This is a genomic window from Caldanaerovirga acetigignens (genome assembly GCF_900142995.1).
GTDB lineage: Bacteria > Bacillota > Thermosediminibacteria > Thermosediminibacterales > Thermosediminibacteraceae > Fervidicola > Fervidicola acetigignens.
In genome coordinates this window covers 1-23,032 of sequence record NZ_FRCR01000022.1, presented here as the reverse complement: position 1 = coordinate 23,032, position 23,032 = coordinate 1, and the positions used below count along the sequence as shown (strand labels likewise).

Below are 23,032 nucleotides of genomic sequence, written 5' to 3'. Positions count from 1 at the left end.
AGTGGAGGGCTTGCCGCTGCCCACGCCATCCACAACGGGTTTACGGTCTTACATGAATGCCACGAGATGTATCACGGAGAAAAAGTTGCTTTTGGAACCATAGCACAGCTTGTGATGGAAAACAGTCCCATGGAAGAACTGGAAGAAGTAATAGGCTTTTGCCTGGATGTGGGCTTGCCTGTAACTTTGGAAGAGCTAGGCATTAAGGAAGTGAAGGAGGAGGACATAAGGAAGGTGGCGGAAGCATCCTGCGCTGAGGGTGAGACCATTCACAACATGCCGTTTAAAGTGACGCCGGAAGATGTTTACAATGCCATATTGGGTGCCGATGCCCTTGGAAGGGCGATGAAAGGGGCTATAAAGTAAGCTGAAATACAGGCCGCGCAAAGACGCGGCCTTTTTTGTGTGCCCGGCATGGGCGAAAAATCAAAGTATACTTATCATTTTGTTGATAAAAATGCAAAGTATAGGTTATAACATTGCGAGCTCATTCAGGCGGAAGAATGTCCCAGCGCCAATCTGATTTATTTAGGTTATCCGGTTGAGCTTGATGGCAAAAAGATATTGAAAGCTAAGCCGAAGGTATACATCGCCGGTTCCAAATATATTGCATAATGCAACATCTTTAATGTAAATAAGCGTATTTAGAGAATTTTATGGTTGGCATAATTTTTGCTTTGTTACAGTTATGAATGTAGGAATTGTTTGATAAATTTTTTATAAATCATAGAAAGGGGAAAACAAGAAATGAGACCTATAATCGGCATAACGATGGGCGATCCTGCAGGAATAGGGCCTGAAATAGCCCTAAAAGCCTTGGCAAGAGAAGAAATTTACAAGGAGTGCATTCCCGTTGTCATCGGAGATTACGAGGCCCTGAAAGATGCGAATGAATTTACGAATTTGCATTTGACGCTTCGGGAAATACCCGATGTGAGTGAAGCTAAGGGAATTTACAAGACGGTAGATTACATTAATCTAAACCTTTTAGCGCCGGGGAGCTGGGAATACAAAAAAGTAAGCGCAACTTGCGGTAACGCTGCTTTTAATTACGTTAAAAAGGCTATAGAGCTGGCTTTGGAAAATAAGATACATGCAGTAGTAACAGGGCCGATAAGTAAGGAAGCCATAAATTTGGCCGGCTACCATTATTCGGGCCATACCGAGATATTTGCCGATTTAACGAAAACGAAAGAATATGCCATGATGCTGGCAAACGACAATTTGAAGGTTGTCCACGTGACGACGCACGTTTCTTTGCGAAAAGCCTGCGATTTAATCACGAAAGAGCGGGTGTATAAGGTAATAAAGCTTGCATACGATGCAATGAAGATGCTGGATGTGGAAAGCCCCCACATTGCCGTTGCCGGGTTGAACCCGCATAGTTCAGAAAATGGCCTTTTTGGCGACGAGGAAGAAAAGTATATAATCCCCGGCATTGAGGAGGCAAAAAAAGAAGGCATCGATGTGGAAGGCCCGGTGCCGCCGGATACCGTATTTGTAAAGGCCCTGTCGGGTCAGTACGATGTGGTCGTGGCGATGTACCACGATCAGGGGCACATACCGGTTAAATTGACGGGATTTAAGCTTGATACGAAGACGGGCAGGTTTACTGAGGTAAAAGGCATAAATTGTACGCTCGGACTTCCTATAATCCGCACATCAGTAGACCACGGGACGGCGTTTGGAAAAGCAGGAGAGGGAAGGGCAAACGAGGAAAGTTTGGTGGATGCCATTAAGATGGCGGTAAAGATGGCAAGATATAAGTTTCAAATAAAGTAAATTTTGTCATTGAAAAACCCCGGTATTTGGGGTTTTTTTATTTATTGAAAGGATTTTTCGTTTGATATGAAGAAAATTAAATGAGGGGTTTTTGCGATGAAAATAGGGCTTATCGCTCCTTACCGGGACTTACTCGATATGGCCTTAAATGTGAAAGAAGAGCTGGGCGTGGATATACGCATAGAGCTTGGAGATTTGAGCGAGGGAGTTAAAGTCGCAAAGGAATGGGAAAAAGAAGGATTCGATGTCATAATAAGTCGCGGCGGTACTTATCAGCTCATAAAAGAGGCGGTTTCGGTTCCGGTCGTGGAAATAAAGGTAAACGCTTATGATATTTTAAGGCAGTTTAAAGGACTACTCGGCTACAAAGAAGTAGTAGGTGTGGCCGGATATAAAAACGTTATATATGGCTGTGAAGTTATAGGCGAGGTGCTGAACCTTAATATTGTCAAAATCGTGATAGAAAAAGAGGAAATAGGGCCAAAGCAAGTGAAAGAGGCGAAGGAAAAAGGGATAAAGATAATAATCGGCGATACGATTGGAGCTCGCAGCGCAAAGGAGCTCGGTTTAGAAAGCAGGCTTATAACTTCGGGGAAAGAGGCGATAGCTTCCGCCGTGAATGAAGCTTTCAGGCTGGCGGAGGCCATCAAGGCCGAAAAGGAAAGGACGGAAAAGATTAAAACCATAGTGGATTTTGTGCATGACGGGATAATTGCGGTTGATAAAGATGGAAGAATTTCCATATACAACAGAATGGCGGAGGAAATTTTTAAGCAACCGTCGGGCAAGGTTTTGGGCAAGAGGGTGGAAAAAGTTATACCAAATACCAAACTTTATGAAGTGCTGAAGACCGGAAAACCCCAGATAGGTCAACTTCAGAAAGTTTCAGATACCATGATAGTGACCAACAGGGTGCCCGTTATTGTAAACGATGAAATCGTAGGAGCTGTTGCCACCTTTCAGGAGGTGGCGGCGCTTCAAAAAGTGGAACACAGCATAAGGAGGAAGCTGTCGGATAGGGGTTTTGTTGCCGAGTATAGTTTCGACGATATTTTGTACAAAAGCAAAAAAATGGACGATGTGATAAGGCAAGCTCAGAAGTATGCGCTATTAGATTCCACGGTGTTGATAGTAGGCGAAACTGGGACCGGCAAAGAGCTTTTCGCCCAGAGCATCCACAATGCCAGCTTGAGGAAAAATGGTCCTTTTGTTGCGGTAAACTGTGCCGCACTGCCGGAAAATCTCCTGGAAAGCGAGCTTTTTGGTTATGTGGAAGGCGCTTTTACAGGTGCGGTGAAAGGGGGAAAGGTCGGGCTTTTTGAACTTGCACATAGAGGGACTATATTCCTAGATGAAATAGGGGAGATGCCAATAGGGCTTCAAGCAAAACTTCTTCGAGTAATTCAGGAAAGAAAGGTAAGGAGGATAGGGGACGACAAATTGATTCCAGTAGATGTCAGGATAATAGCTGCTACAAACAAAAACCTCATCGATATGGTAAGGAAGGGAAAGTTCAGAGAGGACCTTTTTTACCGTATAAACGTGCTACACATAAATATTCCGCCTTTGAGGGAAAGGAAAGAAGATTTAGATGTACTTGTACCTCATTTGATAAAAAAACATGCGGCAAGATGCAGGAAAAACGTAAAAGGCATAACTTCGAGGGCAATGGATGTTTTAAAGACCTTTGATTACCCGGGAAATGTCAGGGAACTTGAGAGTATAATCGAAAGGGCTGTTGCCCTTTGCGATGAAATGTGGATAGACGTGGGGGATGTTAAATTTAGCTGCGATGCCGATGAACATAAGGCTGGCAATGAATTATATAGAGACTGGAGTTGCGATATAAAACCCTTGGAATTTGTGGAGAGAGAATATATAAAAAAAGCTTTGGAGTTGACGGGCGGTAATATATCAGAGGCTGCAAGAAGGTTGGGGATTAACAGAACAACCCTTTGGAGAAAATTAAAAAAGCAATGAATGAAAGATCGTTGGGGCAGTTGATGCATTTTGCATCAACTGATTTTTTTTGCAATAGTACACCGGAGTTTTTCAACCCGGAAAACAGCATTTTTTAAAGATTTTGGGCTTTGGCATATTAATTGCAAAATTGTTTTTTGCGGAGGTGATTTTCATGAAGAAATTGGCGGTGGTTATAAACCCTAAAGACAACGTAGCCACTGCGGTGCAGGACCTAAAGAAAGGGCAGGAGGTGAATGTGGATTTAGACGGCAAAATAGTTAAGGTGAATTTGCTCGATGACATTCCATTCGGTCACAAATTTGCCCTCGTGGATATTGACCTGGGAAAAGAAGTAATCAAGTACGGTGAAGTAATCGGTAGAACCACACGTCCCATAAAAACGGGAGAGCACGTCCACGTTCACAATTTTGAAAGCCTGAGGGGAAGAGGAGATTGGGAGGAGGAAGGAAGATGAAAATATTAGGTTATGTAAGGCCCGACGGAAAGGTAGGAATAAGAAATCATATCCTTGTAATACCGTCGTCGGTATGTGCGAGCGAAGTGGCGATGCGTATAGCTTCGCATGTAGAAGGTGCGGTGGCAATTCCCAATCAGCACGGCTGCTGTCAGATAGGCGCGGACCTGGAGCTAACCACAAAGACTTTAATAGGTTTGGGAAAAAACCCCAACGTCGCTGCGGCCCTTGTCGTGGGGCTCGGATGTGAGGGTGTGCCCACTGAAAAGGTTGCTGAAGAGATTGCAAAGACCGGGAAAAAGGTGGAATATATAATAATTCAGGACTGCGGCGGTACTTTAAAGGCAGAAGAAGCTGGGACCAGAATAATAAGGGACATGGCCCAAGAGGTTGTACAGTTTAAACGGGAAGAGGTAGATATATCCAATTTGATTTACGCTGTAGAGTGCGGAGGTTCCGATACGACTTCGGGGCTTGCTTCCAATCCCGTAGCTGGGTACGTGTCTGACAAGATAGTCGATTTGGGCGGAACTTCGATGTTTTCGGAAACAACTGAAATAATAGGTGCCGAACATTTGCTGGCAAAGCGCGCGGTAAATGAAGAAGTTGCAAGAAAGATTTTTGATATGGTGAGAAGGTGCGAAGAAAAGGCCAAGACGATGGGCGTAGATATGAGAGGTGGCCAGCCGACGCCTGGGAATATTGAAGGAGGAATAAGCACTATAGAAGAAAAGTCGCTAGGGTGTATATACAAAGGCGGCACGAAACCTCTCCAGGGCGTTTTGGAATACGGCGAAGAGCCAAAAGGCAAAGGGCTTTACATTATGGATACTCCCGGTCAGGACATAGAGTCTATTACCGGCATGACCGCCGGAGGAGCTCAGGTGGTAGTCTTCACTACAGGCAGAGGAACTCCAACCGGCTCACCTATTGCTCCTGTTATAAAGATAACTGCAAATCCCGAGACGTATAAAAAAATGGTGGACAACATAGATTTTTATGCCGGGACCATAGTGGAAGGCGATGAAACTATAAAAGATGTCGGCGAAAGGTTATTTAAAGAGCTGATTGAGGTGTGCAACGGCAAGCTTACGAAGGCGGAAGCCTTAAAACACAGGGAATTCGGTATGTATAAGCTGATATCTACTTTTTAAGACGGGGGGAGAAGCTGATGAAGATCCTAAAGACTATCGAACGCATCCCTGGGGGACTTATGGTAGTTCCCCTCCTTTTAGGAGCAATAATAAATACTTTTTTCCCTCAGGCTTTACAAATAGGGGGATTTACCACAGCGCTATTTAAACAGGGGGCCATGCCATTAATTGGACTTTTCCTGCTCTGTAACGGGGCGCAAATTACATTAAAAGAAGCAGGTGTTTCTCTGGGCAAAGGTGTAACGTTGACTGCAGTAAAGTTTTTTATCGGTGCAGCTTTGGGGTGGGTTGTGGGTAAGTTTATGGGGCCTACAGGACTTTTCGGAATATCAGCACTTGCTATTATATCCGCGGTTACAAATTCCAATGGAGGACTGTATACGGCGCTTGCTTCGCAGTACGGTGACCCTACGGATGTGGGTGCGATAGCTATCCTTTCGATAAACGACGGACCGTTTCTCACGATGGTAGCTATGGGAGCAACAGGCCTTGCCAATATTCCTTTTATAGCGCTGGTCGCCGTGGTTATTCCGATTATAGTGGGAATGATACTAGGGAATTTGGATGAAGAATGGAAAAAGTTTCTAGCGCCTGGTCAAAAGCTTTTGATTCCGTTTTTTGCATTTCCTTTAGGGGCAGCGTTAGATTTCAGGACGATCCTTAAAGCGGGATTTCCAGGCATTTTATTAGGTATTTTGACCGTTGTGCTCACAGGCTTGGGAGGTCATCTTACCATTAAGTATATTTTCCGTGAAAATAAAGGGGTCGGAGCTGCCATTGGAACGACTGCAGGTAATGCAGTTGCAACTCCTGCCGCCGTCGCTGCCGTAGACCCGACTTTAGAGCCTTTGGTGGCTGCCGCGACGGCTCAAGTTGCGGCGTCGGTAATAATTACAGCGATTTTGTGTCCTCTTTTGGTATCCTACCTTGATAAAATAGAGCGCGGGAAAAATTTAGCAGGGAGAGAGAAGGTTGTTTAAGGTTATAATTGTAGCTGATGATTTCACAGGAAGCAATGACACCGGGGTACAGCTTGCAAAATACGGATACTTGTCGGTTACCTTAACGGAAATTTCCGGCATAGAAAAATACGAGGACATAGTCGATGCATTGGTCATAGATACCGAAACCCGGAGCCTTCCGTCGTTGAAAGCTTATGAAACGTTAAAGGAAGTATCTTCCTTAATCGCAAGATATAAAGATGCGGTACTTTACAAAAAGATAGATTCGACGTTAAGGGGCAATATAGGAGCTGAAATAAAAGCCCTGCGGGAAAGCCTAAAACCCGAAATTATAGTTTTCGCCCCTGCCTTTCCGAAAAATGGCCGCACCACTCGAAACGGTATTCACTACCTCAACGGTGTACCCGTCGATAAAACCGAACTTGCAAAAGATCCCAGAAATCCGGTGACCACTTCCGATGTAAAAAAGTTATTAGAAGAAAGTTTGGATATTCCGGTGAGGCTGAAAAAGCTAGAAGAGATAAATGAAAATTTGGCCGAAAGCATATTGCAAGACCTTGAAAAGTACGATGTTTTCGCTTTTGATGCTGCGACAGAAGAAGATCTTGTAAAAATAGCGGAAGCTGTCCTTTCCCTTAAAAAGAAAGCACTGTGGATAGGCTCGGCGGGTCTTGCCGAGGCACTTATGGTTTGCCTTGAGAAGAGAAAGAATGAAGATGGGATTTTGGTGGTGGCGGGAAGCGTAAGTCAGGTAACCAGGAGACAAATATCACGGGCAGCCGAAGAAAGCCAAATAGCTCTGGCAAAAGTGGATGTAAAGAAAGCTCTGATAAACCCTTACGATGAAATAAAACGTGTTTCCGCGCAGGTGCTCGATTTTATGGATAAGGCAAATGACGTCATAATTGCATCGGCATTAGAAGAGAAAGACGTTACTGATGCGATTGCGGTTGGAAAAAGTTTGGGGCTTTCCTCCGCGGAAACCAGCGAAGCTATAGCGCGATTCATGGGAGAGGTTGCATATGAGGTGGTAAAAGCAAGGAAACCAAGCGGTATGGTCCTTACTGGAGGGGATACAGCAGTACATGTAGTGAAAAAACTTTCCGCCACCGGTTGCAGGATAAATTCTGAATTAGAACCGGGCATACCAGAACTTACCTTGATAGGAGGAATTGCAGATGGAATAAGGGTTGTGACCAAAGCGGGAGCATTTGGCAATGATGAGTCCATAGTTAAAGCTGTGAGATTTTTGAAAGGTCATGATGAATAATGACCGTTAAACCGCGCTTTTTCGCGCGGTTTTTCACTTGCCTTCCCTTAATCCTACCGTAAGCAGGGAAAAGTCCGATTTAAGATACCTTATAGGAACTTCTTTGAAGAATACTGCTGGTTCTTTTATAAGTCCCCTTCCTTCGTTTATCGAGATAAGTTTTTTCAAGAGCTTTTCTCTAATATCTTGTAATTCCTTATGGTCACTTATGCAAGTGGCAGCGATGCTCCTCGGAGCGCACGCTATACCCAAAAGACGGCTAAGCCTCACTGCATAAGGGCTTAATTTTTGAAATCGAAATGGAAAGCTGTCTGCGAGGTCAATATTCGTAAAGTTAAAAATAGGTATAATCTCTATTTTTTCTTCGAAATAACCACGCTTTATTTCAAGCAATAGTTGGTAAAGCTGGGATGACAATGGGGAATGTAAATTAAACTTTGGAGATATCTCTTCAACAAGGATTCCTTTTATTAAAAAGATTTTAAAAACGCCGCCGGACTTAAATATAGCCAGTGCTTTAGGGTAGCCGTATAGGATTGAACAGCCCCTTGATATTTGAATTAAAGGTGCATCTTCCTGGTCGGGACCGCACGTTCTGGGCAAAAAATTCCCTTCTAGAAGCACCGCATCATTTTCTACCCAGTATATCGGCGGGCAATTGGGAAGGAAAAATTTTTTAATCTCTTCTAAATAAGGAATTACGTGCACTAAGAAATTTCCTGCAGCAAGGAGTGCTTTTTCCCTCCTGAAAAATCCAAGATGTGGATATTCTTGGGAAGTCAGTATTTTGTCCTTTCCCATTGCCTTTAACTGGTTTGCTAGAGCTTTTTCTTGGTCGGCGTAAACCAGGCCGAAGGGAGAAATTATAGAAACTACTTTGGCTTTATCTATATATTCCATATTCTTTTTGATCTGGGTTTGAATGTCCTCGGGTGTTGTGTGGATTATCTTTGCATTTTTTGATATAAATCCGCTAATTTTTGGAGCATCGAAAAATTCAGATGCGACTCGAAAGTGTACTATCGCTGTGCTTTCATTGGAAATCAGGGAGTAAAATGGTGCGCATAGGTATATTTTTTCAAAGTCCTTGCTGGAGATGCTGAGGATAGATGTGCAATGCACAAGCTTTTCGAATAAGTCTTTGTTAAATCTTGCTTCATATAAAATATTTTTTCCAGAAAAAATGACGATCTTCCCGTTATTTCCGTTTTTCAGGACTGCCAGCGCTATTTTCAAAAATAGACCCCCCTGTAGAACCTTTGGTAAATTCTTTCCAAAGGCATATAGATTGTTCTGTATCCGAAACACTGTGGGCCTACGACATCCAAGGCTCTGTTTATCCTCAATCTCAATGGTGCGGGCAAGCCTAAAATCGCCAGATATTGGCCTTCAAAAAATTCGCTGTTGTTTACAGGAGTAAGCCTGTCCAAATCTATAGCGCAAATGAGATCTGGCACGCTCGCGGCTATTTGGCTGTTTTTAAAGACGAGGAGGTTTTCATATTGGAAAAGGAGGTTTATCTCCTCTCCTCTAGACACGATTGTAGCGGATTTCCATTTGGATGTGGAAAAGACGGAGATGCTTTTCACCTTGCCCTTGAAAATTTCAACAACCGGGCCGTAAAATGAATTGGCTGTTACTTCAAGCAATAGATCCATCAGTTCCTCATAGCTTTCGGCTTTCATAAAGCATTCTCCTATTTCTCTCGCAAAGCTGAGAGTTCCAGGGAAAAGTACCTTCTTTAGGACAGACCCAGGATAGGGAAAACCTGCAAAATAACCTACACCGCCTTTTTCGCTTACAATTTGCCTCGTGTTCAGTTCCAGCAGGAAGGTATCCTGCTTTTCCAAAAAAAGGTGGACGGTATAAGTCCCGTCTACCAATACTAGAGGTGTGACCGGCATACCCTCAAGGTGATAGGCGGTCATTTGTAGTTCAGGAAAAGCCCTACCCATCGCATCTGCATCTACTACTGGAAGACCCATCTTGAGTGCGGCCAGAAGGGGGTAAAAGATGTTCACGCCTGCTCCTTCTACTACCGTAATGCCGCGAAATTCAAGGCCTGTATGACTTTTTAATTCGTCTATGGCAATTTTTATTTCCTTTCCTGAGGGGATATTTTCTTCAGAAAGTTCAGGAGAACCTAGAAGCCCCACGCCGCAAAAATAATCACTGCTCGCTATGTCCTCATGTGCAATTAGCGGGATATAACTATCTTTTAAATTTTTTACCAAAAGCGATGCCAAAAGCCCGCTTTTTCCTCCTCCACCGGAACCTAGGAATATACTTCCGTACCAAAGAGGTTCAATCCAGTCTGCCGTGATTTTTAGCACGTTATCACCTACTTATCCCATATTTGTTCAGCCATCGATAAAGGGTAGCAAGACTTACGCCTAATTCCCCGGCGATGACCTTTTTGGCTTCGGTAGATCTTCCGTATTTTTCGAGCAAAGTCTCCAGGCGATGTTTTACATCTTTTTCACCATCGAAACTGGACTTGCCCTTTAGATTGCCCCCGACGTAAACCTCGCTTTGTGCGCCAGTCATCAGATATTTCGGCAGGTAATCAGGAGTGATGATGTCTTCTTTGCAGATTGATGCCGCATAAGTGACCACATTTTTTAATTCCCTGATATTGCCGGGCCAAGTATAATTTTTTAAAATTTCCTGCGCTTCGGGGCTGAAAATTTTAAAACCCCAGTCCTGTTCGATTATTACGTTTTTTAAGTAAAAGTCCAAAAGGAGCGGGATATCATCCCGCCGTTCCCTAAGGGGCGGTATATTTACGGGGAATACGTTTAACCTGAAAAACAAATCTTCCCTGAACATCTTTTTCTCTATTAGTTCCTTTAAATCTTTATTAGTCGCGGCTATTACTCTAATATCTACCGGCCTTGGGGAAGTCGCACCTACTCTCTCGACACGCCTGTCTTCCAAAACCCTCAGGAGTTTGGCCTGAAGTGGCATAGGCATATCTCCTATTTCGTCAAGAAATATGGTTCCACCGTCGGCAAGTTCGAACTTGCCAGGTTTCCCTCCTTTTTTTGCGCCGGTAAAAGAGCCATCTTCGTATCCGAAAAGTTCGCTTTCCAAAAGATTTTCGGGGATCGCAGCGCAGTTTATGGCAATAAAAGGATTTTCTTTTCTTGGACTTAAATTATGGATATATCGGGCAAAAAGTTCCTTTCCCGTTCCGCTTTCCCCTTGTAAAAGCACAGTATGGTCGTTTTGCGCGATATGCTTGAGTAGTTTTTTTATTTCGACAAAATGAGGATTTTTGCCTATAAGGGCGAAAAAATGGTCATTTGTCTTATAGGCCTCGTTTTCGGCCTTTTTTGCGCTTTTCATTCTCCAGAGCAAGACACCTTCTGGCTCTTTTCCCTTTAATGGCCTGTGATAGTAAAACTTGCCAAATGACGTCTTTACAGTGCCCTCTGCGTTAGGTGAAATTTGAAGTTTTTCTAGACCTTCCAAAAAAAGAGGCCTTTGCTGCAAAAAAAGGTGGCTCAATATTAAATCGCCTTTTTTGTTATAAAGCAAAAACTCCACTTGAAGCTGGCTTGCCAAGATTTGAAACGCATCTTTTATAATCTCCGAGTTGATAGATTTTTCTTCCATAACGGTCAAACTTTCACACAGCAAGGACAGCAGTTTTAAGAAAGCTGCCGGAGGTATTTTAAAACTCTTACCCTTGGGCAAACCATAGGTAAATTCTTCTTCAAAAATTTTAAAAGAAATTATCAGTTCGTATTTGCATTCGTCTTTATGTGGGCAAAATTCACTGCACGGTGGAGAGAATACCGCTAAATGGGAATTTGGTCGTAAGGCTAATTCTTTACAACTATTTTCAATTTGAATCATATCGGTCGCATTAAAAACTTCTTCCAATTCTTTTCTCATAATATCACCATTTTTTATTGATAAAAAGAATACTGATAAAAAATGAGAAACAGTGATAAAATCCTTGAAAATTAGAATTTAACTCTATTAAATCGAAATAAATGCGAAATGTCAATACCCCATTAAAAGACAAAACAAGGCAAAATTCCTCAAATTAAAAAACAAATTTCGGCAAATCTAGGTTGGCACGGTTTTTGCTAGAAAATTTTACGGTCGAACCAACTTTCACACATTAAAATATTAAAAGGGGGTATTTTCAAATGGAACAGCACGCGTTAGACCCAATCCCTGAGAATGAGAGGAGGCCGTGGTATAACATAGCCCTTATTTGGGCTGGAGCGATGATATGTGTTTCCTCTTTGATGGTTGGAGGCGCAATCGTTCAGGGGATGCCTATTTTTAAAGCTATTGCCGCAGGTGCCATCGGGTACGTCATAATCATCATTTTTATGACGTTTCAAGGAATGCAGGGGTCGGACTTGGGAGTGCCGACAGTTGTAGCTTCTTCTTCGGCATTCGGAAGGGAAGGTGCGAGGTTTATAATTTCGTCGATACTCGCAATATCGACGATAGGGTGGTTCGGGGTTCAGGCCAACGTGGCAGGTTCTGCGTTTTCTCAGATTCTAAACCTTTGGCTTGGTCTAAATGTTCCAGTCTGGTTGAGCGGACTTATTTGGGGCATAATAATGCTCACAACTGCTGTTTACGGGTACAGGGCCTTAGAATATTTGAATTATATCGCCATTCCGTCCTTGATCATACTTTCAATATGGGGATTAATAAAAGTGATTTCCTCATACGGGATGACTAATGTCATCAATTATGTTCCAAAGGACAATTTTTCTTGGAGTTACGCTATAGGTCTTTCGGTAGGCGGATTTGCCGTCGGAGGAGTAATTGCGCCAGATTTTTCAAGATACGCGAGATACAGAAAGGATGCTGTGCTTTCCGGTTTCATTGGAGTACTTCCGACTGGCATCTTCCTTCTGGTAGTCGGAGCACTTCTCACGGTAGTGGGAGGCACTTACGACATAACAATAGCGGTAACGAAAATAGGCCTCGGTTTTGTCGGAGCGATCATCCTTGTTTTGGCTACCTGGACGACTAATACGGTCAATGCATATTCTGGAGGCCTTGCGATAGTTAACCTATTTAAAATGAAGAACGAGTTAAGGCCGCTCATGACCTTCTTAGCAGGGGCAATAGGCACATTGCTTGCTGTTATGGGCATTTTGAATTACTTTACTTCTTTCCTGATACTCCTTACTGCCGGCATACCTCCAATAGCAGGCAGCATGATTGCCGATTATTGGATAATGAAAAAAGGCGATAAGAAGTTGTGGGAGTCGGAAATCAGCGAAATCAACTGGGCCGGGATAATATCTTGGGCGCTAGGATTTATCGCCGCTCTTTTTGTCAAGGTTGGGATCTCGGCTATAAACGGAATTGTGGTTGCGATAATTTCCTACCTCGTTCTATACGGTATGTCAAAATCTTTTTCAAAAAACAGTGCACCTAATCGCAGGGGGGTATAGAACCATGAAGAGGGCCGTTGAAAAACTGAAATTCATAGATTTGCAGGATTTGGAAGATATTGCGGTGGGCGCTGCCTTGCTCGGAACAGGGGGAGGTGGCGACCCCCACATAGGAAAGCTTATGGCGATTCAGTCTATAAAAAATAAAGGCCCTGTGAGATTGATTGACGTAGAAGAAATCCCAGACGAAGCTTTAGTCGTTCCCGTTGCGATGATGGGGGCTCCGACGGTTCTTGTGGAGAAAATCCCTTCAGGCCGGGAAATTTTCAATGCATTTGAAAGCCTCCAGAGTTTTCTGGGTAAAGAGGTATATGCGGTACTTCCCATAGAAGCAGGAGGAGTTAACTCGATGATCCCCATAATGGTGGCGGCTGAAAAAGGTGTTCCCCTTGTGGACGTGGATGGCATGGGGAGGGCTTTTCCCGAACTTCAGATGGTGACTTACCACCTTTTCGGGATACCTGCGACTCCTATGGTGCTCGCTGATGAAAAAGGAAACTCGATTCTTCTGAAGACGGTAAACAATTTTTGGACGGAAAGCCTCGCAAGAAACGCCACCGTTGTAATGGGAGGCTCGGTGATGATAGCTATTTATCCGATGACGGGAAGACAGGTGAAAGAGGCAGGCATAAGAGACATAGTTTCGTATTCTGCTCAGATAGGAAAGGTGATAAGGAGAGCCCACAAAAATGGCGATGACCCCATCGAGGCTATAATAAATGCGACAGGAGGGATACCTCTTTTTAAAGGGAAAATATCAGATGTGGTGAGAAAAACATCAGGCGGCTTTGTAAGGGGTGAGGCATACCTGGATGGGATAGATGAATTTAAGGGTGAAAAACTCGAAATTAATTTCCAGAACGAAAATTTGATAGCACGTAGGAACGGAAAGATAGTGGCTACTGTACCTGATTTGATTTGCGTTGTGGATGCCCACACAGGTATACCCATTACCACCGAAGGCCTGCGGTACGGGCAGAGGGCATTTGTTTTAGGATTGCCTTGTGATGAAAAGTGGAGGAGCGAAAAAGGGATACAGACGGTGGGGCCGCGGTATTTTGGGTATGATGTAGAATACGTGCCGGTAGAAGAACTGAACTGTTTATAGGAGGTGTGATAAATTGGAGTACCGAATTGGCATAGATGTGGGCGGCACGAATACTGATGCCGTGTTGGTAGATGAAAATCTGGAAATTATAGAAAGCGTAAAAGTACCTACCACAAAAGATGTGTCAAGCGGCATATTTGAAGCTATGAACAGGGTTTTAGAAAAAAGTAAAATTGACCGAAAAAATATAAAGTATGCTATGCTCGGCACTACCCATGCTACGAATGCCATAGCGGAGAGGAAAAGGCTATGCAAGACAGCGATAATAAGGATAGGGTATCCTGCCACTGCGGCGATACACCCTCTTGTGGGGTGGCCTGATGACCTTGTTGAAGCAATAGGAAGGCACTATTATCTGATACAGGGGGGGCATGAATACGACGGGAGAGAAATAGGCCCTCTGGAGGAAGAGGCGCTTTACAAAATAGCAGAGGAAATAAAAAGAGACAGCATCAATAGCGTGGCGGTGACTTCCGTATTTTCTCCTGTAAACAGAAGTCATGAATTAAGGGTAAAAGAAATCCTCAAAAAGACTGTCGGGGATATATCCATATCTCTTTCACACGAGATTAGTTCTCTTGGCCTTCTTGAGAGGGAAAATGCGACGGTGTTAAATGCGGCATTGGTTGAAGTTGCAAGAACCACCGCAGAAGGCTTTAAATCGGCTTTAGAAAAGGAGGGAATTACGGAAGCCAAGGTCTACTTTTGTCAGAACGACGGGACGCTGATGTCCATAGATTATGCTATGCGCTACCCTATTCTCACGATTGCCTGTGGCCCCACAAACAGCATAAGGGGGGCGGCGTTCCTGAGCAAGCTGGAAAACGCCTTAGTGCTAGACGTCGGCGGCACTACCAGCGATGTAGGCGTGATAACGCAGGGATTTCCGAGGGAATCATCCATTGCTGTCGAAATCGGAGGTGTAAGGACTAACTTCAGGATGCCTGACCTTATCTCGATAGCCCTTGGTGGTAGCACCATAATCCGCGAAGAGGGCGGGGATATCAAGATAGGTCCTGATAGCGTAGGGTACAGGATAACTGAAGAAGCCCTTGTCTTCGGCGGAAATACGATCACTGCTACCGACGTTGTAGTCCGCCTCGGGTTTGCCCAGGTAGGGGATGAAAGTAAGGTTAGGGGCCTTTCCATTGATTTTGCAAGAAAAGCTTACGACAAAATGCAGAAAATGATAATAGAAGCCGTTGATAAAATGAAGATAAGCAAGAATCCCCAGCCTCTCGTGCTGGTCGGCGGAGGAAGCATTATAGTCGGGAGCGAAATTCCCGGAGTGAGCGAAATAATAAGGCCGAACAATTTCGGAGTCGCCAATGCTCTTGGGGCAGCGATTGCTCAGGTGAGCGGAGAGATTGACAGCATATTTTCATTGTCCGAGATAAGCAGAGAAGAAGCTCTAAAAATAGCAAAGGAAAGGGCGAAAGATGAGGCCATAAAAGCAGGGGCAGATCCTTCAACGGTAGAGATTGTTCAAGTAGAGGATATCCCATTGGCGTACCTGCCCGGAAATGCCGTAAGGATAAGGGTAAAAGCTGCAGGCAAATTAAGCTGATTAAGTATAGTAAAAAGCCGCGTTTATTTCGCGGCTCTTTTTTATTACTATGCTTCCCCGAGGTACGCCTTCCTTACCTGTTCATTGTGAAGCAATTTTTCGGCGGTGTCTTCCATCACGACCCTGCCCGTTTCCAGCACGTAGGCCTTGTGGGCGGTGGAAAGGGCCATCTGGGCGTTCTGCTCCACCAGAAGTATCGTGGTCCCTTCGCGGTTTATCTGGCGGATGATGTCGAAGATGCTGAGGACTATCTTTGGGGCAAGGCCCATGGAAGGTTCGTCCAAAAGCAGGAGCTTGGGGCGCGACATGAGGGCACGCCCTATTGCGAGCATCTGCTGTTCGCCGCCGGACAGCGTCCCGGCGATCTGGTGGAGGCGGTCTTTAAGTATCGGGAAAAGTTCGAAAACCCTTTCCATATTTGCCTTCGTTTCGCTTTTGTTCCTGTTGAGGTAACCGCCGAGCTGCAGGTTTTCCAGGACGGTCATTCGCGGGAAAATCCTTCTGCCTTCCGGAACCATGACAATGCCTGCTGCTACGATGTCGGATGTGGGAAGGTTGGTTATATCTTTGTCGTAAAAGTACACCTTTCCGGAGGTGGCGCTAACGAGGCCGCATAAAGTCTTTAAGAGCGTGGTTTTCCCCGCTCCGTTTGCACCTATTACTGTTACTATTTCGCCTTCGCTTACGTTTATCGAAACGCCCTTCAATGCCTGGATCGTTCCGTAGTGGGCGGTTACGTTTTCGAGTCTCAGCAATTTATTTTACCTCCTTGTCCAGGGCGGCACCCAGGTATGCTTTGAGAACGTTCTCATCGTTTTTCACTTCCTCGGGCGTGCCGTCGGCGATTTTTTTGCCGTAGTCGAGGACCACTATCCTCCGGCAGATTCCCATCACCAGTTTCATGTCGTGTTCGATGAGCAGTACGGTCTTCCCCGCGTCATTGACCTTTTGTATTAGTTCGATGAGTTCGTTGGTTTCCTGAGGGTTCATCCCGGCGGCTGGTTCATCTAAAAGTATCAGCTCCGGTTCTGTGGCCAATGCCCTTGCCATTTCCAGCTTCCTCTGCTTGCCGTAAGGGAGGTTTTTAGCCTTTTCTTTTGCCGCATCGTCAAGACCGACGAATTCCAGGATTTCCATGGCCTTTTCCTTCACCCTTTTTTCCTCCTCTCGGACGGCAGGGGGACGGAAAATAGCGCCAAAGACTCCGGTTTTGGTGCGGCAGTGCTGCCCTATTATAACATTGTCAAGAACGCTCATTTCGCCGAAAAGCCTTATATTCTGGAATGTCCGCGCAATGCCTAGCCTCGTTATCTGATAGGGCTTTAGATTCTTTATTTCCCTCTCTTTAAAGTAGATACTGCCCCGGGAGGGCGAGTAGACGCCTGTGAGCAGGTTAAAAAGCGTGGTCTTTCCAGCGCCGTTAGGACCTATAAGGCCTAGAATTTCTCCTTTGTTTATGTGAATATCTACGGAGTCGAGGGCAGTAAGTCCTCCGAATACCATGGTAAGGTTTTTCCCTTCAAGGAGAGTCATGCTGCCTGCCTCCTTCTTTTCATCGCCTTGTTTTCGCCCATTACCCCCTGGGGCCTCCATATCATCATGGCGACGAGAAGTATCCCGTAAAACACCATGCGGTACTGGGCGATGACGGGAGAAACAGACCTTAAGAATTCCGGCAACACGGTTATTATCGCTGCGCCCAGCACTGCACCGTAAGTATTGCCCAAACCGCCAAGCACTACCATGCTCAAAATCTCTATTGACTTCATAAATCCGAAGTTGTTAGGGTTGATGTAGCGAAAGAAGAAGGCGTAAAGGCCGCCGGCCAGACCGGCATAGAAAGCTCCTACGACAAAAGCCAGTATCTTGAAATTTGGGGTGTTTATTCCCATCGCTTCTGCCGCCAGTTCATCTTCCCTTATTGCGATAAAGGATTTCCCAACTCTAGAATGCATTATCCTGTTGAGAGAAAAGATGACCAACGCGACGCACAAATATACGACGTAAACGTTTGTGACCTTCGGGATGCCCCTGAGTCCCATGGGACCTCCGGTTATCTCCAGATTAAGGAGGATGTTTTTCATGATTTCGCCAAAGCCTAAAGTGGCTATTGCCAGGTAATCACCTTTCAGCCGAAGGGTCGGGACTCCGATGATAAATCCGAAGAATGCCGCGGATAAGGCGCCCAGGATAAGCGCCGCCGCGAAAGGGATGCCGAGCTTTAGTGCGGCGAGCGTCGCCGTGTAGGCGCCTATTCCCATGAATGTGGCATGGCAGAGCGAAAGTTGACCGGTAAAGCCGGTGACAAGGTTCAGGCTCACAGCTAGTATTATGTTTATTCCCGTCACCGTAAGTATCTGGACGTAGTAGCTGTTCACTTGCTCCACCTACACTTTCTCCTGGAGTTTTCGGCCTAAAAGGCCCGTCGGTTTTACGAGGAGTATTATGATCAGCATTGCAAAAGCAATCGCATCCTTGTAGCGGGACATGTAGACTGCGCCTAATACCTCCACAATTCCCAGTATCAGGCCTCCGAGCATGGCTCCAGGGATATTGCCTATGCCGCCGAGCACTGCGGCCACGAAGCCTTTGAGTCCGGGGAAAAAGCCCATCATAGGGTCTACCGAATTGAAATAGACGCCGACGAGGACTCCGGCAGCGCCGCCCAGGGCAGAACCGATGGCGAAAGTGAAGGAAATCACCCGGTCTATTTTTATGCCCATCAACTGGGCGGCTTCTTTATCCTGAGCGGTGGCACGCATGGCCTGACCCAGTTTGGTTTTGTGTATCAGGAAATGAAGACCTGCCATCAAAATTATGGAAATGAGGAGGATCAAGAGCTGAAGCGAAGACATCTGCATGGATTGGCCTAGCTTAATCGAGGCGGATTTGAAATTAACCGGGAATGCCCGAACTTGGGGCCCGGCGAGTATCAAGGCAGCATTTTGAAGGAATATGGAAACACCTATGGCGCTTATCAAAGGGGCTATTCTGGTCGCTTTCCTGAGGGGTTTGTAAGCAACTTTTTCAATCGTTACCCCTAAGAGGCAAGAGCCGGCCATGGCGATGATAAGCGCAAGAGGAAAGGGGAATTTATATGCCGTTACCATAACGAGGCCGATGAATGCACCTGTCATGTATATTTCGCTGTGGGCAAAGTTTATGAGCTCCAGAATGCCGTAGACCATGGTGTATCCCAGTGCTATCAAGGCGTAAGTGCTTCCAAGAGTCAGTCCGTTTAGAATTTGTTCGGCGAACATGGCTCCCTTCCTTTCTAAAAGGCAAAGTCAATGGGCTATTACACCCATTGACTTTGCCTTTATAGCCGTTTTAATTAGCGGATCTTGACGAACTTGCCGTTTTCCACCTTCAAAATCAGAACTTCTTTTACAGCGTCGCCTTCTTTGGTGAAAGAGGTGATGCCGGTAATGCCCGGGAAGTCCTTTATCTTGGCCATTTCGGCCTGTAGGGCTTCTGCCCCCTGGCCTTTTGCGTTCTTTATGGCTGTTAGCAGGATTTTGGCGGCGTCATAAGCCTGGGCGGCGAACATATCGGGCTCGGCGTTGAACTTTTCTTTATAGGCCTTTACGAAGTTCTGCACTTCCTCAGACGGGTCGTCCGGGAAGAAACCTGCTGTGAATACCGCCCCTTCAACGGAACTGCCGCCGAGTTCGATGAGCTTGGGCGAATAAAAACCATCAGCCCCGAGAATCTGGACGTTCAAGCCTTGCTCCTTGGCCTGCTGCGCGATTTTTGCGGCTTCGGTGTAGTATCCGGCTATGTAGAGGGCGTCGGGGTTGAAGCTTTTTATTTTGGTGAGCTGGGCCCTGAAGTCGCTTTCGCCGTCGTTGTAAGTTTCGACGTCGACTACGCTTGCGAGCTCTTTGGCCTTCTGTTCAAAGGCGTTTTTCAGGGAAAGGCCGTAGTCGTTGTTGGTGTACATTATGGCGAATTTTTTGAGGCCCATTTCCTTTGCTGCGTATTCGGCAAGCTGGGTCGCCTGGACCTCATCGGACAGGCAGTTCCTGAAGATATAGTCGCCTATCTCGGGAATACCCTTTGCTGTGGAGGAGGAAGTGATCATAACGACTTTAGCATCGTTGGCTATGGGACCTGCGGTCATGGTCTCGGAGCTTATAACTCCGCCGACGATGGCAATTACCTTGTCCTGCTGTATCAGTTTTGTTACCGCGTTGGCGGCTTCGGTCTGGTCGCCCCGGGTATCTTCGGAAATTATTTCGACCTTTTTGCCGTCGATGCCTCCGGCGTTGTTGATTTCATCCACGGCTATTTCCACTCCGTTTTTGGTGCTGACGCCGTATGTAGCGAGATTGCCAGTAAGTGGCCCTAAGGTGCCGATTTTGATGGTTTCACCGCCCCCCGCCGACTGCTGTCCTTGCTGCTGGTTTTGGGATGAGCTTTGCCCGCAGCCTGCCGCAGTAAGGACGACGATGAGCAGGATCGCAATTAACGCCAGCGTTTTTGAAAATTTCATAGTCATCCTCCTTTTCTTTTTTATTTTATTTATTTATAATTGCATATAATATCTCCGCTTATAAATTGTTATGTTTATTTATAACACAATATTTATAAAAAATCAACGGTTGGTTTAAAATATTGCCAATTTAAAATAAAAAACCTGACTTTGGCCGGAAATAAAGCCAGAGGTCAAATTTCGAAATTATACTGCAATGGAACACTTCCAATGATTGTGCAAAAAAATTCCAGTTGATGGTGGTGGAGGATGTATTTAGTGATGGACGCAAATTCGGGAGAGTTGTGGGCTATTCTTCCTATGGCGAGCGTACCAGAAACATAGTACCTGGGTGCGTTGAAAATCGTTTCCACCTCTTTGTAAAGTTCTTTTATCTTTCGCTTAAGGCTTTTGCCCCCTCGATTTCCTGGGTTATTTCCTGGAAAAATGCGATGAGGCGACTTTTTTCCGGGCAAAATACAATCACCCAATGTGAATTCCTGCCTTCTGGTAATGGCCAACTTAGCTTGGATTTAGCTGGTTTACATTCCACGGAGCTGAACATTCTAGATTCTCTCACTCATTAGGTACTACCCACTTGGCAAAGAGGATTATAGAAATAATGAGAGAAAATAAAAATCGTTCAGTTTCCCAAGAATTGATAGATGAAATGGAAAAGTACAGAAATGTAATATTATGTTCTGCATTGCTGCACGATATAGGTAACGGGCCTTTTTCGCATGTAGTAGAAAGATTTTCTTCGATAAAGCATGAAAAGTGGAGTAATCGAATTATAATGTATGAAACTACAGAAGTTCACAGAGTCCTTGCGGCTTATGATGAGGGGTTGCCACGTCAAGTTAGAGATGTTATAACGAAAGTATTTAGACCCCAGCATATAACCAAAATTATTAGCAGCCAATTAGATGTGGATAGGATTGACTACCTTTTGAGAGATAGTTTAATGACGGGAGTATCTTATGGGAGATTCGATCTTGAATGGTTACTACACTCGTTAAGAATAGGAATGGTTGAAAATCAAACTGAAATAGGTTTTGATCTTCGAATGATGAATATTTGAGTTTAGATGATTATGTCGTTTTTTCAATTATAAACCGTCTTGCCTATAGTGAAATTGACAGAATTTTAAAGGATCTTGCTCAACGAATTTTAAATAGGCGTTTATTTAAATGTATTGAAATAGATGATGAAGATTTTGGCTTAACGTTTTTCGAAAAGATAAATGAGTTATATAAAAAGGCTAGGGAAAAAGGGTATGATCCAAAATACTATATTGGTGAAGATACAACATCGACTTTACCTTATGAAGACAGTTATGTCGTGCATCGGTTTAGTAAGAAACATGATGGCCAAGATGTTGTCTTACATCGGTCGAGTAAGAAACATAACGGTGAGGATGAGATCAATGAAGTGGATAAACATATATTTTTCTTTGATGATGAATTTAACTACGAAGAGCTTTCAAGAAAATCTGACATTATAGATGCAATAAGGAATAAAAACTATCTCCAGAGGAGAATATACTTTCCTGCTGAGTTGAAAGAAGATGTAGAAAAAATATTAAAGGGAGTGCGGAGAAAAAATGTATGAAAACATTTACAGCATCTTGAAATTGGTGTCAAGTGTGAATTTAATTTATGGAAGAAAAAAATTCCAAAAAATTGTCCAGATCCTCCAAGCCTTTGGTTTTCCCTTTGAACAAAGATATGTATATCACCTGTTTGGACCTTATTCTCAAGAGTTGCAGAACGATATAGATATGATGGTTGAATCTGGCTTGCTAATAGAAAATATTTCTGGTGGAACATATATTTTTCTGCTAACAAAGAAAAGGCTGAAAAACTGATAAGTTATCTGGAGAATAATAAAATGGTAAGTGCCGTTTTCCCCGAGAAAACCGATCTTATTAGAGAGCTTAATGAACAGGAACCATCTTTTTTAGAACTCATCAGTACAATTATTTATTTAATGGAAATGGGTTATAACCGCGAAGAAATTCAGGAAAAGATAAGAAATCTGAAACCTCATTTATTTGATAGATATGATGAAGCTATGAATTTTATAGAAAAATTGGAAAGGAAATATAAGAAAATTGGTTAAAAAAAGTAATTTCTATCCCGACATCTTGTGAAATATTTCATTATATGATAAAATATTAACAAAGGAGGGGTTGCCATGATAAGGGCAATTATAGGCCCTGGCAAATACGTCCAGGGGAATGGGGTTTTAAAGCACATTAAAGAGCATACGATGAAGCTGGGGAGTTCATTTTTCATCATAGCCAGCGAAAACGGCATCAAAAGGACAAGACCGACAATAGAGGAAAGCTTCGCGGGCGAAAAGGTAAAACTCACTTTTGAGCCATTCAACGGGGAATGTTCGGAAAATGAGATAAACAGGCTAAAAGCTTTAGCCGAACAGCAAGGTTCGGAAGTGATTGTGGGAATAGGCGGCGGAAAGGTCCTCGATACAGCGAAAGCGGTGGCTTATTTTTTGTCAAGGCCTGTTGTGATTGTGCCCACCGTTGCATCTACCGATGCGCCGTGCAGCGCGCTTTCCGTCATATATACCGACGAAGGAGTTTTCAGCAAGTACTTATTCCTTCCCCAAAATCCCGATGTGGTCCTGGTAGATACCGGGATGATAGCAAAAGCTCCGGCAAGACTCTTAGTAGCTGGCATGGGCGATGCCTTAGCCACTTATTTTGAAGCCCGGGCTTGTATGCGCTCGAATGCCAAAGCATTGTCGGGCGGGCAGAGCACGAAGGCTGCCATGGCTCTTGCGGAACTCTGCTACAGGACGCTTTTGGAGGACGGGCTTAA

22 protein-coding genes and 2 pseudogenes are annotated in these 23,032 nt (G+C 44.5%); 15 read left to right on the top strand and 9 right to left on the bottom strand.

The genetic code is table 11. The features are described 5' to 3' along the window. From gldA to BUB66_RS11325, 7 genes and pseudogenes are all read left to right on the top strand, one after another. Nucleotides 1-366: pseudogene (gene gldA, locus BUB66_RS11355) on the top strand (glycerol dehydrogenase); the annotation flags it as partial. A 381-nt stretch (nt 367-747) separates the two neighbouring features. Next, entirely contained in the window at nt 748-1,782 is a 1,035-nt protein-coding gene (gene pdxA / locus BUB66_RS11350; RefSeq protein WP_198409454.1) for a 4-hydroxythreonine-4-phosphate dehydrogenase PdxA, read from the top strand. 96 nt (nt 1,783-1,878) lie between these two features. Beyond that, nucleotides 1,879-3,762, top strand: a complete 1,884-nt coding sequence (locus BUB66_RS11345) for a sigma 54-interacting transcriptional regulator (protein WP_073258595.1) — start codon at nt 1,879-1,881, stop codon at nt 3,760-3,762. A gap of 154 nt (nt 3,763-3,916) precedes the next feature. Further along, a complete protein-coding gene (locus BUB66_RS11340; protein WP_066353976.1) occupies nt 3,917-4,219 on the top strand; it encodes a UxaA family hydrolase in 303 nt (100 codons plus the stop codon). Continuing rightward, nucleotides 4,216-5,373 (top strand): UxaA family hydrolase, encoded by a 1,158-nt coding sequence (locus tag BUB66_RS11335; protein WP_073258593.1) that lies wholly within the window; start codon nt 4,216-4,218, stop codon nt 5,371-5,373. The genes BUB66_RS11340 and BUB66_RS11335 overlap by 4 nt, the downstream gene beginning before the upstream one ends. A gap of 17 nt (nt 5,374-5,390) precedes the next feature. Beyond that, on the top strand, nt 5,391-6,353 hold the full coding sequence (locus BUB66_RS11330) for a 2-keto-3-deoxygluconate permease (protein WP_073258592.1): 963 nt from the start codon (nt 5,391-5,393) through the stop codon (nt 6,351-6,353). After that, nucleotides 6,346-7,605 carry a four-carbon acid sugar kinase family protein gene (locus tag BUB66_RS11325; protein ID WP_073258590.1) on the top strand — a complete coding sequence of 420 codons (1,260 nt, stop codon included), beginning with the start codon at nt 6,346-6,348 and terminating at the stop codon, nt 7,603-7,605. The genes BUB66_RS11330 and BUB66_RS11325 overlap by 8 nt, the downstream gene beginning before the upstream one ends. A gap of 33 nt (nt 7,606-7,638) precedes the next feature. Here BUB66_RS11325 and BUB66_RS11320 read toward each other — a convergent pair whose 3' ends face one another. Genes BUB66_RS11320 through BUB66_RS11310 form a run of 3 tightly spaced genes read right to left on the bottom strand, consistent with a single transcriptional unit; the run spans nt 7,639 to nt 11,505 of the window. Then, nucleotides 7,639-8,841 (bottom strand): hypothetical protein, encoded by a 1,203-nt coding sequence (locus BUB66_RS11320; protein ID WP_073258588.1) that lies wholly within the window; start codon nt 8,839-8,841, stop codon nt 7,639-7,641. Then, a complete protein-coding gene (locus BUB66_RS11315; protein WP_073258586.1) occupies nt 8,838-9,938 on the bottom strand; it encodes a DUF917 domain-containing protein in 1,101 nt (366 codons plus the stop codon). The genes BUB66_RS11320 and BUB66_RS11315 overlap by 4 nt, the downstream gene beginning before the upstream one ends. 4 nt (nt 9,939-9,942) lie before the next feature. Further along, nucleotides 9,943-11,505, bottom strand: coding sequence for a sigma-54 interaction domain-containing protein (locus BUB66_RS11310; RefSeq protein WP_073258584.1), 1,563 nt, complete (start codon nt 11,503-11,505; stop codon nt 9,943-9,945). 260 nt (nt 11,506-11,765) lie between these two features. On the opposite strand from BUB66_RS11310, the gene BUB66_RS11305 reads away from it, so the two are divergent. From BUB66_RS11305 to BUB66_RS11295, 3 genes are read left to right on the top strand one after another with little or no spacing between them, the layout of a single operon-like run. Further along, on the top strand, nt 11,766-13,040 hold the full coding sequence (locus BUB66_RS11305) for a cytosine permease (RefSeq protein ID WP_073258582.1): 1,275 nt from the start codon (nt 11,766-11,768) through the stop codon (nt 13,038-13,040). A 4-nt stretch (nt 13,041-13,044) separates the two neighbouring features. Continuing rightward, a complete protein-coding gene (locus BUB66_RS11300; RefSeq protein WP_073258580.1) occupies nt 13,045-14,148 on the top strand; it encodes an S-methyl thiohydantoin desulfurase family protein in 1,104 nt (367 codons plus the stop codon). A gap of 13 nt (nt 14,149-14,161) precedes the next feature. After that, the gene (locus tag BUB66_RS11295; protein ID WP_073258578.1) at nt 14,162-15,715 is read left to right on the top strand and encodes a hydantoinase/oxoprolinase N-terminal domain-containing protein; all 1,554 of its coding nucleotides are present in this window, start codon (nt 14,162-14,164) and stop codon (nt 15,713-15,715) included. A gap of 47 nt (nt 15,716-15,762) precedes the next feature. On the opposite strand, the gene BUB66_RS11290 is transcribed toward BUB66_RS11295, so the two are convergent. The 6 genes from BUB66_RS11290 to BUB66_RS11265 all read right to left on the bottom strand — a co-directional run bounded on the left by BUB66_RS11290 (nt 15,763) and on the right by BUB66_RS11265 (nt 20,665). After that, nucleotides 15,763-16,470: an ABC transporter ATP-binding protein gene (locus BUB66_RS11290; protein ID WP_073258576.1), complete on the bottom strand. Its 708-nt coding sequence runs from the start codon at nt 16,468-16,470 to the stop codon at nt 15,763-15,765. 1 nt (nt 16,471) lies between these two features. After that, entirely contained in the window at nt 16,472-17,308 is an 837-nt protein-coding gene (locus BUB66_RS11285; RefSeq protein WP_425291885.1) for an ABC transporter ATP-binding protein, read from the bottom strand. Then, nucleotides 17,245-18,102 (bottom strand): branched-chain amino acid ABC transporter permease, encoded by an 858-nt coding sequence (locus tag BUB66_RS11280; RefSeq protein ID WP_073258572.1) that lies wholly within the window; start codon nt 18,100-18,102, stop codon nt 17,245-17,247. The genes BUB66_RS11285 and BUB66_RS11280 overlap by 64 nt, the downstream gene beginning before the upstream one ends. Then, entirely contained in the window at nt 18,103-18,975 is an 873-nt protein-coding gene (locus tag BUB66_RS11275) for a branched-chain amino acid ABC transporter permease (protein ID WP_073258570.1), read from the bottom strand. Nucleotides 18,976-19,049: 74 nt separating this feature from the next. Beyond that, nucleotides 19,050-20,210, bottom strand: a complete 1,161-nt coding sequence (locus BUB66_RS11270; protein WP_073258568.1) for an ABC transporter substrate-binding protein — start codon at nt 20,208-20,210, stop codon at nt 19,050-19,052. Nucleotides 20,211-20,383: 173 nt separating this feature from the next. Continuing rightward, on the bottom strand, nt 20,384-20,665 hold the full coding sequence (locus BUB66_RS11265; RefSeq protein WP_143156280.1) for a hypothetical protein: 282 nt from the start codon (nt 20,663-20,665) through the stop codon (nt 20,384-20,386). Nucleotides 20,666-20,769: 104 nt separating this feature from the next. Between BUB66_RS11265 and BUB66_RS11260 the strand changes: the two are divergent. From BUB66_RS11260 to BUB66_RS11240, 5 genes and pseudogenes are all read left to right on the top strand, one after another. Further along, a pseudogene (locus tag BUB66_RS11260) lies at nt 20,770-21,270 on the top strand (HD domain-containing protein); the annotation flags it as partial. After that, on the top strand, nt 21,267-21,800 hold the full coding sequence (locus tag BUB66_RS11255; protein ID WP_073258562.1) for a hypothetical protein: 534 nt from the start codon (nt 21,267-21,269) through the stop codon (nt 21,798-21,800). The pseudogene BUB66_RS11260 and the gene BUB66_RS11255, both read left to right, overlap by 4 nt. After that, entirely contained in the window at nt 21,793-22,056 is a 264-nt protein-coding gene (locus BUB66_RS11250) for a hypothetical protein (protein WP_073258560.1), read from the top strand. The genes BUB66_RS11255 and BUB66_RS11250 overlap by 8 nt, the downstream gene beginning before the upstream one ends. A 23-nt stretch (nt 22,057-22,079) precedes the next feature. Continuing rightward, nucleotides 22,080-22,310 (top strand): hypothetical protein, encoded by a 231-nt coding sequence (locus BUB66_RS11245; protein WP_073258558.1) that lies wholly within the window; start codon nt 22,080-22,082, stop codon nt 22,308-22,310. Nucleotides 22,311-22,385: 75 nt separating this feature from the next. Further along, nucleotides 22,386-23,032, top strand: a 647-nt coding sequence (locus tag BUB66_RS11240) for an iron-containing alcohol dehydrogenase (protein WP_143156277.1), incomplete at its 3' end; no start/stop codon positions are given.

What these genes read in the sequence shown, in the direction of transcription:
- BUB66_RS11275 (WP_073258570.1), bottom strand. Translation starts at nt 18,975, where the DNA reads ATGTTCGCCGAACAAATTCTAAACGGACTGACTCTTGGAAGCACTTAC.
- BUB66_RS11335 (WP_073258593.1), top strand. Translation starts at nt 4,216, where the DNA reads ATGAAAATATTAGGTTATGTAAGGCCCGACGGAAAGGTAGGAATAAGA.
- BUB66_RS11245 (WP_073258558.1), top strand. Translation starts at nt 22,080, where the DNA reads ATGGTAAGTGCCGTTTTCCCCGAGAAAACCGATCTTATTAGAGAGCTT.
- pdxA (WP_198409454.1), top strand. Translation starts at nt 748, where the DNA reads ATGAGACCTATAATCGGCATAACGATGGGCGATCCTGCAGGAATAGGG.
- BUB66_RS11285 (WP_425291885.1), bottom strand. Translation starts at nt 17,308, where the DNA reads ATGGAGGCCCCAGGGGGTAATGGGCGAAAACAAGGCGATGAAAAGAAG.
- BUB66_RS11340 (WP_066353976.1), top strand. Translation starts at nt 3,917, where the DNA reads ATGAAGAAATTGGCGGTGGTTATAAACCCTAAAGACAACGTAGCCACT.
- BUB66_RS11305 (WP_073258582.1), top strand. Translation starts at nt 11,766, where the DNA reads ATGGAACAGCACGCGTTAGACCCAATCCCTGAGAATGAGAGGAGGCCG.
- BUB66_RS11310 (WP_073258584.1), bottom strand. Translation starts at nt 11,505, where the DNA reads ATGAGAAAAGAATTGGAAGAAGTTTTTAATGCGACCGATATGATTCAA.
- BUB66_RS11270 (WP_073258568.1), bottom strand. Translation starts at nt 20,210, where the DNA reads ATGAAATTTTCAAAAACGCTGGCGTTAATTGCGATCCTGCTCATCGTC.
- BUB66_RS11300 (WP_073258580.1), top strand. Translation starts at nt 13,045, where the DNA reads ATGAAGAGGGCCGTTGAAAAACTGAAATTCATAGATTTGCAGGATTTG.
- BUB66_RS11345 (WP_073258595.1), top strand. Translation starts at nt 1,879, where the DNA reads ATGAAAATAGGGCTTATCGCTCCTTACCGGGACTTACTCGATATGGCC.
- BUB66_RS11250 (WP_073258560.1), top strand. Translation starts at nt 21,793, where the DNA reads ATGTATGAAAACATTTACAGCATCTTGAAATTGGTGTCAAGTGTGAAT.
- BUB66_RS11330 (WP_073258592.1), top strand. Translation starts at nt 5,391, where the DNA reads ATGAAGATCCTAAAGACTATCGAACGCATCCCTGGGGGACTTATGGTA.